Genomic DNA, 13,854 nt, shown 5'->3' on the forward strand with positions numbered 1-13,854 from the left:
AATCAGTCGACCGGCCTGAGGTCGAAGTCGATGTACTCGGCGGCGTCCTCTGGGTTGGCGAAGAGCACCGTGCGGTCGTCGAGGTGGACCATTCGCCCGTAGTGGGTGGACATGATCTCCTCGAAGTCGGCCTGGTCGAAGTCGAAGCCGAGGGCGCCTGAGATCTCGTCGAAGTCGAAGGTGAGCACCCGCTCGCCGTCGACGCGGATCATCGACGGGAAGTCGGTGACGGTGACGTTCTCCTTGGCGCGCATCACATCGGCGACGACATGGCCGTTCTGGTTGTTCATCAGCGTCACGCCGCACATGTTCGACGAGGTGCGGTCGGCGCTGAACGGCTGCGGGGCGGTGGTCACTTGGCGGTCCTCTCGCTCGTGCGGTCGGCGGGTGCCTCAAGGCCCAGGTCCTCGACGAGGCGGGCGAAGCGCTCCTTGGCGCGGTCGAGACTGTCCTCGAAGCGGACGGGCTTCTCGGTGGGCTGCGACCACAGCGGCTGCAGCCGGCGTGCGGCATCGAGGCTCACCGGTGCCCAGCGCTCCAGCCATTCCTGGACGACCTGCTTGTTGCCGGCGCCGTGGGCGGCGTCACCGAGCAGGAGGGTGAACAGGGCCCGGGTGTAGCGCAGGTCGCGGTCGTAGTCGTTCTCGCCGGCGCCCATCACGGTCGGGGTGGTGTAGTCACCGTTGCGGGCGGCGATCTGCAGCACGAGGTGACTGCGGAACAGCTCGCCGACGAGGGGCTCGAAGACGAGGTTCGTGGCGAACAGGGCCTCGGCCCAGTCCTGGACGGCGGTGAGCCGTTCGGTGTTCTCCCGTACGCCCTGCCAGGCGGGGTCCGACTGCCACACTTCCCGGTGGGCCGAGCCGTTGAAGCCGTCGAGCTGCTCCTCGATGTCGAGGTTGTACAGCGCGAGGTCTTGGGCGAAGCGGAGTTTGTGGACGCTGTTCACCGCGAGCGCGTTGTTGATCATGTTGGTGGGTGCGGAGCGCTGGATCGCGACGAACACGTGCATGCCCAGGCCCTGTTCGGCATGCATCCACGCGCCGACGTGCCGCTCGACGAACGTACGCCAGGATCGGGACCACTGCCCGTATGCCTCGGCCTTGCGGGCGTTGGCGAGGTTCTGCTGGACCTGCCGCACGACGTTGGCGTTGTTGCGGTAGATCGTCTGCTCCCACTCCTCGTTGGGGTCGAGGAAGCGGTGCCAGTCCGAGGACTTCAGGGCGGTCCAGTCCTGCGGGTATCCGGCGGAGCCGTCGGCGAAGCCGTAGATCCAGCCCTGCAGCAAGTGGCGTTCGGGGTCGGGCTGGACGTCGAAGGTGACGTCCTCGTACATGGTGGCCCGCATCTTCTGGGGCTTGTAGTAGGAGAAGGTGCGGCTGGTGGAGCTGGGGAAGACGAGGGCTCCGGCCTCGGCGTCGGTGAACTGCGGCTTGGGGAAACTGCGTTCGGCCTTGGCCGGCTTGTCGGCTTGGGTGGTCATGCGTACGGCTCCTCACATCTCGGTCAGGAGGTCGGGTGGGTGCGCGGGTCAGGTGTCGGTGGAGGTGGTGAACTTGTCCAGGAAGATCCGTTCCTCGGGCATGCCCTTCGCGGTGAGCAGCTCGAAGGCGGCGTCGCACATCGGCGGTGGGCCGCACAGGTAGGCGTCGGCCTGTGACAGATCGCCCTCGTGCCGGTCGACGATTTCGGTGATCAGGCCCTGTTCGTACGGTCCTGACGCGTCCTCGGACAGGGCCGGCACGAACGCGAAGTCCGCGAGGTGGTCGCCGAGTCCGGCGATCTCGTCGAGCGCGAACAGGTCCCGCCGGGTGCGCGCCCCGTAGTAGAACCGGGTGCGCCGGGCGCTGCCGGTGGCGGCAAGTCCCCGCAGCTGGGCCAGGATCGGCGCCATGCCGGCGCCGCCCGCGAGCAGGATCAGGTCACGGTCCGGTGCGTCCCGCATCACGCAGGTGCCGTAGGGACCCTTGACCGTGAGCGGGTCGCCCGGGGTCAGGGCGCCGTCGAGCAGCCCGGAGAACAGTCCGCCGGGGTAGCGCTTGATGATGAACTCCAGTTGGCCGCCGGGCCCTTCGGCGGGCAGGCCCGCCATGGAGAACGACCGCCACTGGTCGGTGCCGGGCACCTGGATGTCCACGTACTGCCCGGTGCGGTACGGCAGTTCGTCGGCGGGGTCGATCATCAGACCGAGCCGGACGATGTCGTGGGTGAGTGGCTGTACCGCGGCGACGGTGGTGCGGGCCTGACGCGGCGGGATGCCGGAGAGGAGCATCTCCTCGTCGTAGTTGATGAGTTCGACGCTGAGGTCGCCGTAGGCGTGCACGCGGCACAGCAGGACGTATCCCTCCTCGCTCTCGTAGTCGGCGAGCGCGAAGGTGGAGTAGCGCTCCATCTGCTGGTCGCCGTCGAGCAGGAAGGACTTGCAGGACGAGCACTGGCCCTCCTTGCAGCCGTGCATGAGCATGACGCCCTGGCGGAACGCGGCGTCCAGTACGGTCTCGTCCTCGTCGGCCTCGATCTCGATGCCGACCGGTTCGAATCGGATGCGGTGCTTGTCGCCCACAAGGACCAGCCTTCCGGGGCGGCGACCCCGCGACGGTTGCGTCCGCCGCCCCTGCACGGGTGTCGGTCAGAGCATTGACGGTGTGATGTTGCTGCGGCTGCGGTAGTCCGCGACGTGCGCCTCGCGCTCCGCGTCGGACATCTCGTTGAGCGCCACGTTGGGGCTGATGAGGGTGTTGCCGCGGATGTCGTCGAGCGTCCACAGCTTCTTCGGGTCGTCGAGGTCCAGGTGCGGCTGCGGGATCAGCGTCTTACCGTCGTCGCGGACGTAGCCGAGGTCCTGGACGATGTCGGCGAGGTCCTGCCCGTGGTAGCAGCTCTCCCACTCGCGCTTGCCGGTGAGGCGGCCCATCGACGGGGTGGGGCGGCCCTCGTACTCGGGCCGGAACGCGGTGGTGTCGGTCCACGCGCAGGTCTCCGAGCAGTACGTGCGCCACTGGCCGTCCACCTTGTCGACCACCATGTCCTGCCGGATCAGACAGGGCACCATGCACGACCAGCAGCGGTGCGGGTACTGGTAGCCGACGTCCTCGAAGGTGATCGGCTTGTTGGCACCGGGATGCCGCAGCCGGTTGTACGCCTCCCACCAGGCGCCGTACTCCGCGTACCAGCCCGGGTACTTGGACTCGAACCACTCGAAGTCGTCGTCGGTCATGCCATCGATGCGCCAGAAGTTCACCGGCCAGCCGGTGGCGAAGAACTGGGCGACCTTGTGGACGTAACCCTGGTTCCAGATCCGGTCCCACGCCTGCTCGACGAGGTCGTGCGGGATCTTCAGGCCGTACTTCTCCAGCGGGATCAGGTACGACCGGTAGTAGTCGTCGTAGATCCAGCGGCGCCACATCTCGGCGTAGCTGTCGCGGTCCCCCCGGCGGTCCTTGCTGCCGTACTCGATGAACGTGCCGATGGCGGCGTCCACCACACAGTGGTTGTTCCACCAGGCGTAGCGCAGATCGCGCTCCAGCAGCTGCCGGTTGTCCTCGTCGGCCAGCGCCATCAGCAGGATCGAGTAGCCGTTGGAGATGTGCCGGGACTCGTCCGACTGCACCGAGTGGAACACGGTGGGCAGCAGGTAGTCGCCGTTGGCGGCGGCCTCGGCGGGCATCGCCACGAACAGGGTGTTGGTGAAGGCCGTCTCCGCCACCAGCGTCAGGTAGACGTTGGCGGCGGTGATCGCGTCACCGGTGATGAACCCCTCGCCGAACTGCCGGCCGATGGTGCCCGCGTAGCAGTTGGCGAACGCCTTCTCGGAGATGTCGAACCCGGCGGGGTCGATGTAGTGGTTCATGTAGAGGCGCTTGAGGTTCATCTGGATCGTCGAGTGACGTACCTCGTCGATCATCTGCACCGCGAGCCCGTTGTGCAGCTCCGGATTGGGCACCGCGCCGATCGCCATCGGCATCGCGCGGGCCGCGCTGATCTCGGGGAAGGGGATGATGGACAGGAACAGCTTCTGCCACTCCATCCAGCGCTCCTGGACCTGGCGGAACATGTTGCCGCGGATCGCGCCGTCCATCGCGCCGTAGACCCGGTTGTCCTTCTCCTCCTCCATCGGGAAGTAGGAGCGCAGGACCTGCTTGAGCGGGTCCTTCTTGGGGGCCTTGTCGAAACGGTAGTCGGTCGCGAAACGGGTGGCCGGCGTCGCGAACGTCGGATCCCACGACAACTCGGTGATCTTCTTGTGCGCCTTGCTCAGGCTCTGTCGGCTCACGGGTGATACTCCTCCGGCTGACTCGGCAGCGATGGGGCTCCCCCCGGGATCCGGCACAACCGGAACCGGAGGGAAGGAACCTCGTTCGCCCGGCGCTCGCGGCGGCGCACTGCCGTCGGTGACCGGGGCGTCGCCCATCGTGGAGGCGCCCGCGGCAGCCGCGCGTCTCAATTCGAGACGGGCGTCACATCCCGGGTATGGCCACCACCCGACTCCCGGACTTACCGTGCGGGCAATACCGGAAACCCCGAGAGTCACCGCACGGCAGAAGGCACAGAGCCGATGGAACCTGTGGAATCCGTGGAACCCCCGGAGACGACGAGACGGCCGCCCACCGCCTCCCCGCTCGGCCCAGGCCGCCCCGTCCCACACCTCAACCCCGTACGTGAGCGGGCCCGGTTCCTGGAGGGCGGGGACGTCTCGCCCTCCGCTGTGCGCCCGCCCATCCTCGACTCATGGCAGCGCTCACGCTTCTTCGGCGTGGACGCCGACCACATCCAGGCCCCCTACAACGCCGACTTCGACCCGCACTCCCGGCTCGCCACCGCCGCCCGCCCCGTCCTCGACCGGCTCTCCGACGCCCTCCAGGGCACCCCCATGTGCCTCATCCTCACGGATTCCAAGGGACGGGTCCGTGAGCGCAGAACCGGCGACCGGGCCCTGCACCGGCATCTCGACGACATCAGCCTCGCACCCGGCTTCAGCTACGCCGAGGAGTACGTCGGCACGAACGGCATCGGCACCGCGGCCGAGGACGGCCGTACGGCGCTGGTCCTCGGCTCGGAGCACTTCTGCGTACGGCTGCAGCGGATGTCGTGCGCCGCGGCGCCCATCCGCAATCCGGTCAGTGGCCGGGTGCTCGGCCTGATCGATCTGACCTCTTGGCAGCACACCGCCTCGCCGCTGATGGTGGCGCTGGTCCAGGAGGCCGCCGCCGACATCGAGGAGCGGCTGCTCGACATCGGCTCGGAACGCGAACGAGCGGCACTGCGGGCTTTCCTGACCTCCCGCCAGAGCACGCGCAGGGCCCTCGTCACGCTCACCGACGGCTTACTGCTGGCCGACGCGGCCGCGACGGAGATGCTCGGCCCGGCCGACCACCGGCGGCTGCGGGAACTCGCCGCCGATCCGTCCGGGCTGCGCGAGCAGCGGATGCTCCTCAGCGACGGGCGGACCGTGCAGCTGAGAGGCCGCCAGGTGGAGGGTGACGCGCCCGGCGGACACCCGGCCGCGTATCTGATCGAACTGCGCCTGGTCGCGGAGCGGGACGAGCCTGCCCCGCACCCTGCGGTCCGCATGCCGCGGCTGGCCGGCATCAGCGGTTCCAGCCCCGTGTTCCGAGGCGCCGTCAGCCAGTTGATCCGCCACTGCCGGCAGGGACGCTGGACACTGGTGGAAGGGGAGGCGGGCACCGGCAAACAGGCGCTGGTCCGAGCCGTGCACCGGCATGTGGCGCCGACGGAGCCGATCGGCGTCCACGACGCGGCGGACGCGAAGGCCGGCGCGGCGCCGTGGCTGCAGGCCGTCTTCCACGATCTCGCCGAGGACCGCGGCACGGTCGTGCTCCGGCATCTCGAGCTGCTGTCCGCGCACGTGCTCGGGCAACTCGACGCGGTGCTGCGCACCACGGCCGGGCGCTCCGGCTGGGTGGCCGCGCTGCTCACCCATGACCGGCACAGGCAGCCCGGCGCGGGCGGCGGAGCGCCGCCAGGTGCCGACGGGGTGACCGCGCCCCGGCAGGCGGATCCCGCCGCCGCGGTGCGGGCGCGGTTCGGGGCCGCGGTCACCGTCCCGCCGCTGCGGCACCGTACGGCCGACATTCCCGCGCTCGTGACCTGCCTGCTGGCCCGCCACGGTGACGACAGCGGAGGGCTCGGGTGCACGGACGCCGCGTTGCGCGCCCTGTCCCGGGCACCTTGGCCGGGCAACGTCCGCCAGCTCGACGGCTCGCTCCGCTACGCGCAGACACACCGTTCGGGCCCCCTGATCGAGGAGTCCGACCTCCCACCGTCCCTCCTCTCCCAGGCCCAACACCCCTTGTCCGCCTGGGAGTCCACGGAACGAGACCTGATAGTCCAGTCCCTCCTCGACCACGGCGGAGACAAGGCGAAGGCGGCAAAGGCCCTGGGCATCTCCCGGGCGACGATCTACCGCAAGATCACGGCGTACGGGATCCGGCTGGGGCCGTAGAAAGGGTGAGGCCTGCCGAGATCACGTGGCGCCGACAGCCTCTGGTCCGGCGGGCAGACGCCGTCAGCGGCGGGTGCCCTTCCTCGCTCCTGAGAGCCAGGCGTTCCACAGCCACAGGCCGCACGCCTCCCAGCAGCCGAGTACGGCACCCGCGAGGGCGACTCCAGGGCCGGCCGGGGCACCCGCCACCGTCGCCACCGCACCGCCCACCGCCAGCAGGACCCCGAACCCGCCCAGGGCCAGCAGCCGCTCTCGGTGCCCCCACGACTGTTTCGCCATCTCCCCCCCACCCTCAACGCTCCGTCTCGGCACGCCGTCCTGAGCATGCCGGAGGGCATCGGCAGGACGAGTCTCACTGTGAGACACCCCCGGATCGTCGTGACGGCTTGGTGCCGCTCGGCGACGGCCGCAGGCGCGCGTGCGGCGGCGGGTGCTCCAGGCGGTTCTCGCACCCTGCCCCGAATGTGATCCTCCGTGGCTCCGGTGATGAAAGTGCTGCGGAACCCACCCTTCCCGACGCCGAGACCGGGCCGCTTTCCAGGAGGAAAGCGCCATTCCTACCGCGCTGAGCTGTTTTTCCCGCACGTAACTAACCCGGCGCATCACCCACACCTTCGAAGCCCTCCTGGAGGTCCAGGACTTCGCCGAGTTCTCCAAGGACAACATCACCCTGGAGAAGGCGCGCGGTCAGGCCGTAGCTGTCTCGGTGGTCGCCGCATGGCCGGTCGCGTAATGGTAGGAGGCGGCGATGACCTTCTTGGCCACCTCCAACTCGGACTGGCTGCGGGGGGCGTAGAACATCACGACGTTGACGCCGCGGTCGTAGAACGGGTGCTTCTCGCCCCACCCGGACGTCAGGAACGCGGGGTGGTCGGCCGGGTCCAGGCACAGATGGAGGCTCCCGTCGGCGTGCAGGTGCACGAACTCCGAGTTCCAGCGCGGCGGCATGAGGTGTACGTCCTCGGCTGTCGCGGCTTCCTTGAGGAACACCGCCCATGTGCTCGGAGGGGAGATCTCGCTGCGGCCCGTCACGACGCCGGGCAGAGCGGTGGTCATCCACTGCCTCAGGTTCTCCTTGACGTCGGGCGGGCTGGTCTGGGTGAGCTGCAGGTGCGGGATTTCCGGCCCGGTCACGGGCCGGTCGCCCTCACGCTCGGGCAAAACCGGGAGCGTCATGGCGACGCCTCCTTTCACTTCGTCGGAACCACGGGCCTGAGCAGCCCACGGTCGGTACCACGGGACTCTCCCCCGGCACCGGCCGGCACGGGCCGGGCGCGGTCGCCACTGCTGGTACGTCGGGGGCGCCCGCGTTTCTTCGGTCTGATCTCGCGAGGAGCCCGTGCGTGAACGCGCGGGTCTCTCGGGCTGAACTTCTGGTTGTGTCCAAGCCTCGTCCCCGCACTCGAATGTGTCGCGGAAGGGCATGGGCGTCACCACCGCCGGCCGTCGGCCTGCCTGTCATGACGTGGGCGCCTGCTGCGGCGACCAGCTGGTGGCGAGCGTGGGGCTGGGGCGGGAGCCGTTCACGCAGGCTTCATCTGTGCAACGACCTGCGCGCCCTGACGGGTACCCGCCGACGGATATGGTGTCCCGCCAGGACGCGTGGCGTTGGTTTCAGCGACGCCGCAGGCCACCGTCGACGAGATGGACCTGGCCGGTGATGAAGGAGGCGTCGTCGGAGGCGAGGAACGCGGCGAGGTTGGCGACGTCCTCGGGAGCCTGCTGCCGCTTCAGGTTCTGGATGTCGACATAGTGGGCGAACGCCTCCTCGGGCAGGTGGGCCAGGGTGGCGGGCGTGGGCACGACGCTCGGAGCGAGGGCGTTGACGGTGACGCCGTAGGGCGCGAGGTCCGTGGCCAGTGCATGGGTGAAGCCGTTGATGGCGCCCTTGGCGGAGACGTAGGCGACGAAGGCACCCGGGGCCTCCCAGTAGCTCGACGAGGACATGCTGATCACCCGCCCGTGGGAAGACCTCTTGAGGTCCTCGACGAAGGCCTTCGTGACCAGGAACGCGCCGGTGACGTTGATCGAGAACAGGTGCGTCCACTGTTCGAGCGACGTGTCCTCGATGACGGCCAGCAAGGGGATGGCCGCGTTGTTGACGACGATGTCGACCTCGCCCAGCTCTGCGTGGACCTGCTCGGCGAAGGCGTTCACCGAGTCCTGGTCGGCGATGTCGCCCTTGGCGCCGAAGAAGCGCCGGCCGTTCGCCTCCACGATCGCCCGGGTTTCGTCCGCGGGGTTGACGTCGAGGACGGCGATGTCGGCGCCTTCCTCGGACAGCTTCTGCGCGATCGCGCGGCCGATTCCGGCGGCGCCCCCCGTGACGACGGCGATCCTGCCGTCCAGTTTGTTCGCCATGATCTTGGTTCCTCTTCTGTGTGTGACGGTGACGCAGTCGGTGAAAACGGGGGTGATGGTTTCGTCCCCCGGATCTTGCGGCCGACTTCTGCTCTCACAGGCATTCGATGAGGCGAGAAGCCGGTGGTCTCGAATCAAGAGCGAAACCCGCTCACGCGGTCGGCGGCGTCGCCGACGGCCTCCACGGCACCGGCGGCGTCGCGACCGAGGGCCGGGAGTGCTCGCGCGGCACCATGCCGGCCGGCGTTCCGGCGGCGATCATCGTGTCGAACGGGTTCTGCCCCGCGGCCTTGCCCGTGTCCGAAGCGCGGCCTGATGCCCCTTGGGGGTGAGCAGGTCGCCGAGCGTGTGGTGCCGCTCGGGCCGGGACACGCAGTGCACGCATGACGGTGCTGTTCCGCGCGTTGACCTTGGTGAACACCTGGTGGTGCGAGGTGGTGGGGCCGTGGGTCAGTGATCGTCGACGTTGACGGCGGCGGCCGTGGCGCGCAGGGCGCGAGCGGCCTGGGCGACGTCGCCGTGGACGAGCTTTCCGCCGGCCTTGACGATCTGTCCGGCCACGAGGACGGTGTCGACGTTGTCGGCGTTCGCGGCCGTGACCACAGCACCGATCGGGTCGCGTTCGGCGGTGAGCATGTTGAGATCGCTCAGGCGCAGCAGGATGACATCGGCCTGCTTGCCGGGGCGCAGTGAGCCGATGCGGTCGGCCAGTCCCAGGGCGGCGGCACCGTCCAGCGTGGCCATCTTCAGCACGTCCCCCGCGGTCAGCGGAGAGTCGTCGGCGATCTGGCTGGCCAGCAATGCCGCGCGCATCACGGAGAACATGTCGCCGGGCAGCGAGGAGACCGCGTCGGCGCCGAGGCCGACGGTGACGCCGACGTTGCGCAGTCGGCCGGCCACGGGGGCGCCTACGCCCATCTGGGCCTCCGTGGCCGGCGTGACCGAGGCGGTGCCGCCGGATTCGGCGATCAGCTTCAGTTCGTCGTCGTCGAGCGAGTTCCCGTGCACGTACAGGGTGTTCGCGCGCAGCAGGCCGTGTTCGCGCAGGGCGGTGATCGGCCGCGTGGCGACCGGACCGCTGCTGACGTGGAGCGTCAGGGGAAGGTCCAGCTCGTCGGCCAGCTGCCAGTCGGCGGTCACGGTCTCGATCGGTGAGAAGGACGGCCCGAGCGGGGCCAGCGCCATGGTGACCCGGGCCTGGTCGTCGTGCAGGCGCCCGCTGCGGATCCGGCGTACGTCGTCGGGGCCGTGCTCGCCCCGGACCGGGAATCCGTAGCCGAGCACGGCGCGCAGCCCTGCCGTGTGCAGGGCGTCGACGGCCGCGTCGGCGTGCTCGGGGGTGTGCAGTGCATGCGAGTAGTCGATCAGGGTGGTGACGCCGGCGTCCAAAGCCTCCAGACCGCCGACCAGGGTCGCGGCGTGCACGTCCTGTGGCCGGAACCGCGGACCGTACCGCCCCAGGACCACACCCATGTAAGCGCCCAGGTCCAGGTCCACGGCCCCGGCGCGCACCGCCGTCTGCCACAGATGCCGGTGGGTGTCGACGAACCCCGGCAGCACGATCCGGTCGGTCGCGTCGATCACCGTGGCGCCGTCCGCCGACAGCCCTGGCCCCACCTCGACGATCCGGTCGCCCTCGATCAACACGTCAGTGGCGGGCCGGGCGACCGGCAGGGGCTCGGTGTCGACGACGTAGCCGTTGCGCAGCAGAAAACGGGTCTCGGCCATGAGCCCACCTTCCTTTCAGTAGAAAGCTTTAGTGAAAGCTACCTCGGAAGTGGTGTGCTGGCAATAGCCCCTTCGTCGGAGCCGGCAGAACGGATCACACGCCTCGGCGGCGTGGGTGACCGGGTGGTTGTGCTCGCCGGTCCAGATGATTCGGTTCCGGCGGGCCGGTCCCCATGGGGCGTATCCCGGGTATCCCTTGAGGGCGGCAGCCGGCCTGGACGGTCGACGAGTCTGCGGCGGCCGGCCTTTAGCCGGGCGGCCGGGGAGCCGTAGCGCTCCAGTGGCCAGGTGACGGCCTGGTGGCCGAGACGGGGAGCGAGGACGCGATCCAGGCTGGGTGGAACTGGGTGAGCAGGCCGCGTATCCGGTTGGACGTGCGGGTGGCCTCGGCGGCGAGGTCCTGGTCGAAGCCGACGAGGTCGTGTGTCACGGCTCCGTGTGGTCCGGCCGGCTCGACACGGCCTTGGTGCACTGCATGCCGGTTCAGCAGGTGGTTCGCGTCGCGGAGACGGTCGTCCGTCTCTTCCGGGCCGCAGCGACCGAACGCGCCTCGGCGGCGGTCCGGTCACTCGCATCGGCCGGAGCCGAGACGCCGACGCGGTTGCGCGTCCCGGCCGGGTGCGCCGGCCCGGCGGCGCCCGCGCCGGGAATCAGCCGGTCGGCAGGAGCACGACTCCGTCGTGGTCGGCGTGCAGGATGTCACCGGTGGTGAAGGTGACCCCGCCGAACGACACGGGCATGTCGACGGCGCCCGCTCCGGCTTTCTTGCTCTTGCGCGGGTTGGTGCCCAGGGCGTGGATGCCGATGTCCATGCCGGAGAGGAGGGCGCTGTCGCGGACGGCCCCGTACACGACGATGCCGACCCATCCGTTGTCACGCGCGCGCTCGGCCATCAGATCGCCGAGCAGAGCGCTGCGCAGCCGTCGACGACCGCGACGCAGCCCTTGCCGGGGGTGCGCAGCAGCTCGTGGAACAGGGCGTTGTCGCCGGGGCAGGAGAGGGTGCGCACGGGGCCTGCGAAGGAGTGTACTGCCCCGTAGGAGGTGAACTGGACGTCGCAGACGCGCAGTTGGTCGCCGTACTTGTCGGCGAGGTCGGCGGTGGCGATGGGGGATGTCCTGGGCACGCAAACTCCACGGTGTCGGGTCAGGGTCCGCCGCGGGGTGCGCCGGCTTCCGGTGGGGGCCGGTCCGGCCCGGCGTCGAAAGGTCAGGTCCCGTCGGCCGGCTCGCGGTGGCCGAGCCGCCACACCGCCGTCGCTCCGAGGCTGGTGTCGATGTGCTTGCGCATGATCTCCGCCGCGCCGGCGCCGTCTCCCAGGGCGACGCATTCGACGAGTGTGTCATGCTCCTTGGCCTTCTGGTCCCGGGCGCCCTGGCCCGGGTCCGTACGGAGCGCCAGAAGACGATAGCGGTCGGCCTTGTCCCAGAGCCCCTCGAGCGTCCCGATCAGCAGGTCGTTGTGGGACGCCGTGTAGATCGCGGCATGGAAGCGGCGGTGCGCCACCAGCTGCGCGACGCTCGGGTGGGGGTGCAGCGGGGCCAGGCCCTCCGCCGCGGCGCGGATGGCCCGGATATCGGCGTTGGTGCGCCGTTCGGCGGCCAGCGAGGCGGCCAGGGGGTCCAGGGACCGCCGGATCTCCAGCAGATCGCGCGCCTCCTCGGCCCGCAACGGTGAGACCCGGGCGTCCCGGTGGGCGTCCAGCTCGACCAGCCCCTCGCTCTTGAGGCGGCGCAGCGCCTCGCGCAGCGGCGTGGTGCTGATGCCGATGAAGCTCGCGAGTTCCCGTTGCTGGATCACCGAGCCGGGCTCCAGCTCCCCGGAGAGGATCCGGTCGCGGACCTGACGGTAGGCGAAGTCGCTCTTCGTCTCGAAAGCCTCAACCGGCTGCGACATACGGCCCCCTCTGAGAATCAATGGTTATAACCTACCGGGTCGGCGTTGGATGCGCCAGTGAGCACCCTATGTCGCAGGGCCTTGTGGGAATGGCCTCTTCTGTGCTCCCCGTAAGGCATCGATCACGGGCAAGGGTGGCCGGTGACATACGGATTCTGCCGCCAGGGTTGACGTCATAGGTTATAACCGTCACTGTTTGCGGCGACTCGCCTGAGGCGCACGTCTGGTCTCTTCAAGGAGGAAGAGCATGACCACCAACCCCCGCCGCCGGTTCAGGACCGCCCTCGCACTCGGCGCCGTGGCATCCCTGGGCCTGGTGTCCGCCTGCGGTTCCGGAGAGGACGAGCCCGGCGCCGACAACGTCATCGAGTCCGGCAAGGCCCCCTCGTACTACCCCGCCGCATACGCGGACGTCATCGCGGCCTCGAAGAAGGAGGGCGGCTCGCTCACCATCTACTCCAACACCGACCAGGAGAACTGGGCGCCGATCTTCCGCGACTTCCAGAAGAAGTACCCGTGGGTCAAGAAGATCGACGCGAACAACCTCGACAGCGACGAGGTCTTCCAGCGGGTGCTCAGCGAGCAGGCCACGGGCGGCTCCCCGGCGGACGTCCTGGTGTCCAACGCTTCGCAGGCATGGGCCGACTTCGCCGAGCGCGAGGGCACCCTGCTGCCGTACAAGTCGCCCGAGCTGGACAAGCTCCCCGAGACCGCCACGCTCCTGCCGAACGTGTACTCGATGTCGATGGACCCGATGTCCATCATCTACAACTCCACGCTTCTCAAGGAGAAGCCCACGGGACTGAAGTCCCTGGCCGACATCGTGGCCAAGGACCCCGGCACCTACCAGGGCAAGATCACCACCCGCGATGTCACAGGCGCCTTCGGGTTCTCGGTCTCCCACGCCTTCACCGAGGCCCGGCCCGAGGCCTGGACGTCGCTGGAGGAACTGCTGCCCCTCGGCAAGGCCGAGTCGTCCTCCGGCACCCAGCTGGAGAAGGTCCTCTCGGGCGAGTACCTCGCCGGGTTCTTCGTCAGCGCCGGCCCCGCCTACCCCAAGGTGAAGGACAGCGGCGGCCTGCTGTCCCTGACCTTCCTCGACGACGGCACCGTCGTACTGCCGCGCGGCATCGGCATCGCCGCCGACGCCCCGCACACCGCGACCGCGAAGCTGTTCACCGACTTCACCCTCTCGGCGGAGGGCCAGCGCGCCGTCGCCGAGGGCGGGCTGACGTCGTACCGCGACGGCATCGAGGCCACCGACGGCCGCCACACCTACCAGGAACTGGTCAAGGCGGTCGGCGAGAAGAACGTCATCGACGTCAAGTACGCCAAGGTCGGCGACGGCGAGGTGAAGGCGTTCACCACCCGCTGGGACGGGCTCCTCGGCCGCTGAGCCGCCAGAC

At 69.4% G+C, this 13,854-nt stretch carries 11 protein-coding genes and 2 pseudogenes; 2 read left to right on the forward strand and 11 right to left on the reverse strand.

The window, feature by feature from the left end; genetic code table 11:
* Positions 1–2: 2 nt before the first annotated feature.
* The 4 genes from mimD to ACLZN2_RS23630 all read right to left on the reverse strand — a co-directional run bounded on the left by mimD (position 3) and on the right by ACLZN2_RS23630 (position 4,273).
* Entirely contained in the window at positions 3–356 is a 354-nt protein-coding gene (mimD, locus tag ACLZN2_RS23615; protein WP_416980995.1) for a propane 2-monooxygenase effector subunit MimD, read from the reverse strand.
* Positions 353–1,483 (reverse strand): aromatic/alkene monooxygenase hydroxylase subunit beta, encoded by a 1,131-nt coding sequence (locus ACLZN2_RS23620; RefSeq protein ID WP_416980996.1) that lies wholly within the window; start codon positions 1,481–1,483, stop codon positions 353–355. The genes mimD and ACLZN2_RS23620 overlap by 4 nt, the downstream gene beginning before the upstream one ends.
* Before the next feature lie 48 nt (positions 1,484–1,531).
* Positions 1,532–2,563: an FAD-binding oxidoreductase gene (locus ACLZN2_RS23625; protein WP_416980997.1), complete on the reverse strand. Its 1,032-nt coding sequence runs from the start codon at positions 2,561–2,563 to the stop codon at positions 1,532–1,534.
* A gap of 66 nt (positions 2,564–2,629) precedes the next feature.
* Positions 2,630–4,273, reverse strand: a complete 1,644-nt coding sequence (locus tag ACLZN2_RS23630; RefSeq protein WP_416980998.1) for a methane monooxygenase — start codon at positions 4,271–4,273, stop codon at positions 2,630–2,632.
* 282 nt (positions 4,274–4,555) lie between these two features.
* Between ACLZN2_RS23630 and ACLZN2_RS23635 the strand changes: the two genes are divergently transcribed.
* Positions 4,556–6,463 carry a sigma-54-dependent Fis family transcriptional regulator gene (locus ACLZN2_RS23635; RefSeq protein WP_416980999.1) on the forward strand — a complete coding sequence of 636 codons (1,908 nt, stop codon included), beginning with the start codon at positions 4,556–4,558 and terminating at the stop codon, positions 6,461–6,463.
* A 63-nt stretch (positions 6,464–6,526) separates the two neighbouring features.
* Here ACLZN2_RS23635 and ACLZN2_RS23640 read toward each other — a convergent pair whose 3' ends face one another.
* The 7 genes and pseudogenes from ACLZN2_RS23640 to ACLZN2_RS23670 form a co-directional block, all read right to left on the reverse strand.
* Complete coding sequence (locus ACLZN2_RS23640) at positions 6,527–6,742, reverse strand: hypothetical protein (RefSeq protein WP_416981000.1); 216 nt, start codon at positions 6,740–6,742, stop codon at positions 6,527–6,529.
* Between the two features lie 408 nt (positions 6,743–7,150).
* Positions 7,151–7,639 (reverse strand): luciferase family protein, encoded by a 489-nt coding sequence (locus tag ACLZN2_RS23645; protein WP_416981001.1) that lies wholly within the window; start codon positions 7,637–7,639, stop codon positions 7,151–7,153.
* A 438-nt stretch (positions 7,640–8,077) separates the two neighbouring features.
* On the reverse strand, positions 8,078–8,824 hold the full coding sequence (locus tag ACLZN2_RS23650; protein ID WP_416981002.1) for an SDR family NAD(P)-dependent oxidoreductase: 747 nt from the start codon (positions 8,822–8,824) through the stop codon (positions 8,078–8,080).
* Positions 8,825–9,274: 450 nt separating this feature from the next.
* Positions 9,275–10,552 (reverse strand): amidohydrolase family protein, encoded by a 1,278-nt coding sequence (locus tag ACLZN2_RS23655; protein ID WP_416981003.1) that lies wholly within the window; start codon positions 10,550–10,552, stop codon positions 9,275–9,277.
* A 221-nt stretch (positions 10,553–10,773) separates the two neighbouring features.
* Positions 10,774–10,970, reverse strand: a pseudogene (locus tag ACLZN2_RS23660) (IS110 family transposase); the annotation flags it as partial.
* 232 nt (positions 10,971–11,202) lie between these two features.
* Positions 11,203–11,801, reverse strand: a pseudogene (rraA, locus tag ACLZN2_RS23665) (ribonuclease E activity regulator RraA).
* Positions 11,762–12,448, reverse strand: a complete 687-nt coding sequence (locus ACLZN2_RS23670; protein WP_416981004.1) for a GntR family transcriptional regulator — start codon at positions 12,446–12,448, stop codon at positions 11,762–11,764. Before ACLZN2_RS23670 ends, rraA begins: the two are co-directional and overlap by 40 nt.
* Positions 12,449–12,695: 247 nt before the next feature.
* Between ACLZN2_RS23670 and ACLZN2_RS23675 the strand changes: the two genes are divergently transcribed.
* A complete protein-coding gene (locus tag ACLZN2_RS23675; RefSeq protein WP_416981005.1) occupies positions 12,696–13,844 on the forward strand; it encodes an ABC transporter substrate-binding protein in 1,149 nt (382 codons plus the stop codon).
* The last annotated feature ends 10 nt before the right edge of the window (positions 13,845–13,854 follow it).

The sequence above is a fragment of the Streptomyces sp. T028 genome, assembly GCF_048159505.1.
Classification (GTDB): domain Bacteria; phylum Actinomycetota; class Actinomycetes; order Streptomycetales; family Streptomycetaceae; genus Streptomyces.

Coding starts and splice junctions, on each gene's coding strand:
- ACLZN2_RS23635 (WP_416980999.1), top strand. CDS start 4,556: ATGGAACCTGTGGAATCCGTGGAACCCCCGGAGACGACGAGACGGCCG.
- ACLZN2_RS23650 (WP_416981002.1), bottom strand. CDS start 8,824: ATGGCGAACAAACTGGACGGCAGGATCGCCGTCGTCACGGGGGGCGCC.
- ACLZN2_RS23655 (WP_416981003.1), bottom strand. CDS start 10,552: ATGGCCGAGACCCGTTTTCTGCTGCGCAACGGCTACGTCGTCGACACC.
- ACLZN2_RS23670 (WP_416981004.1), bottom strand. CDS start 12,448: ATGTCGCAGCCGGTTGAGGCTTTCGAGACGAAGAGCGACTTCGCCTAC.
- ACLZN2_RS23645 (WP_416981001.1), bottom strand. CDS start 7,639: ATGACGCTCCCGGTTTTGCCCGAGCGTGAGGGCGACCGGCCCGTGACC.
- ACLZN2_RS23675 (WP_416981005.1), top strand. CDS start 12,696: ATGACCACCAACCCCCGCCGCCGGTTCAGGACCGCCCTCGCACTCGGC.
- ACLZN2_RS23640 (WP_416981000.1), bottom strand. CDS start 6,742: ATGGCGAAACAGTCGTGGGGGCACCGAGAGCGGCTGCTGGCCCTGGGC.
- ACLZN2_RS23620 (WP_416980996.1), bottom strand. CDS start 1,483: ATGACCACCCAAGCCGACAAGCCGGCCAAGGCCGAACGCAGTTTCCCC.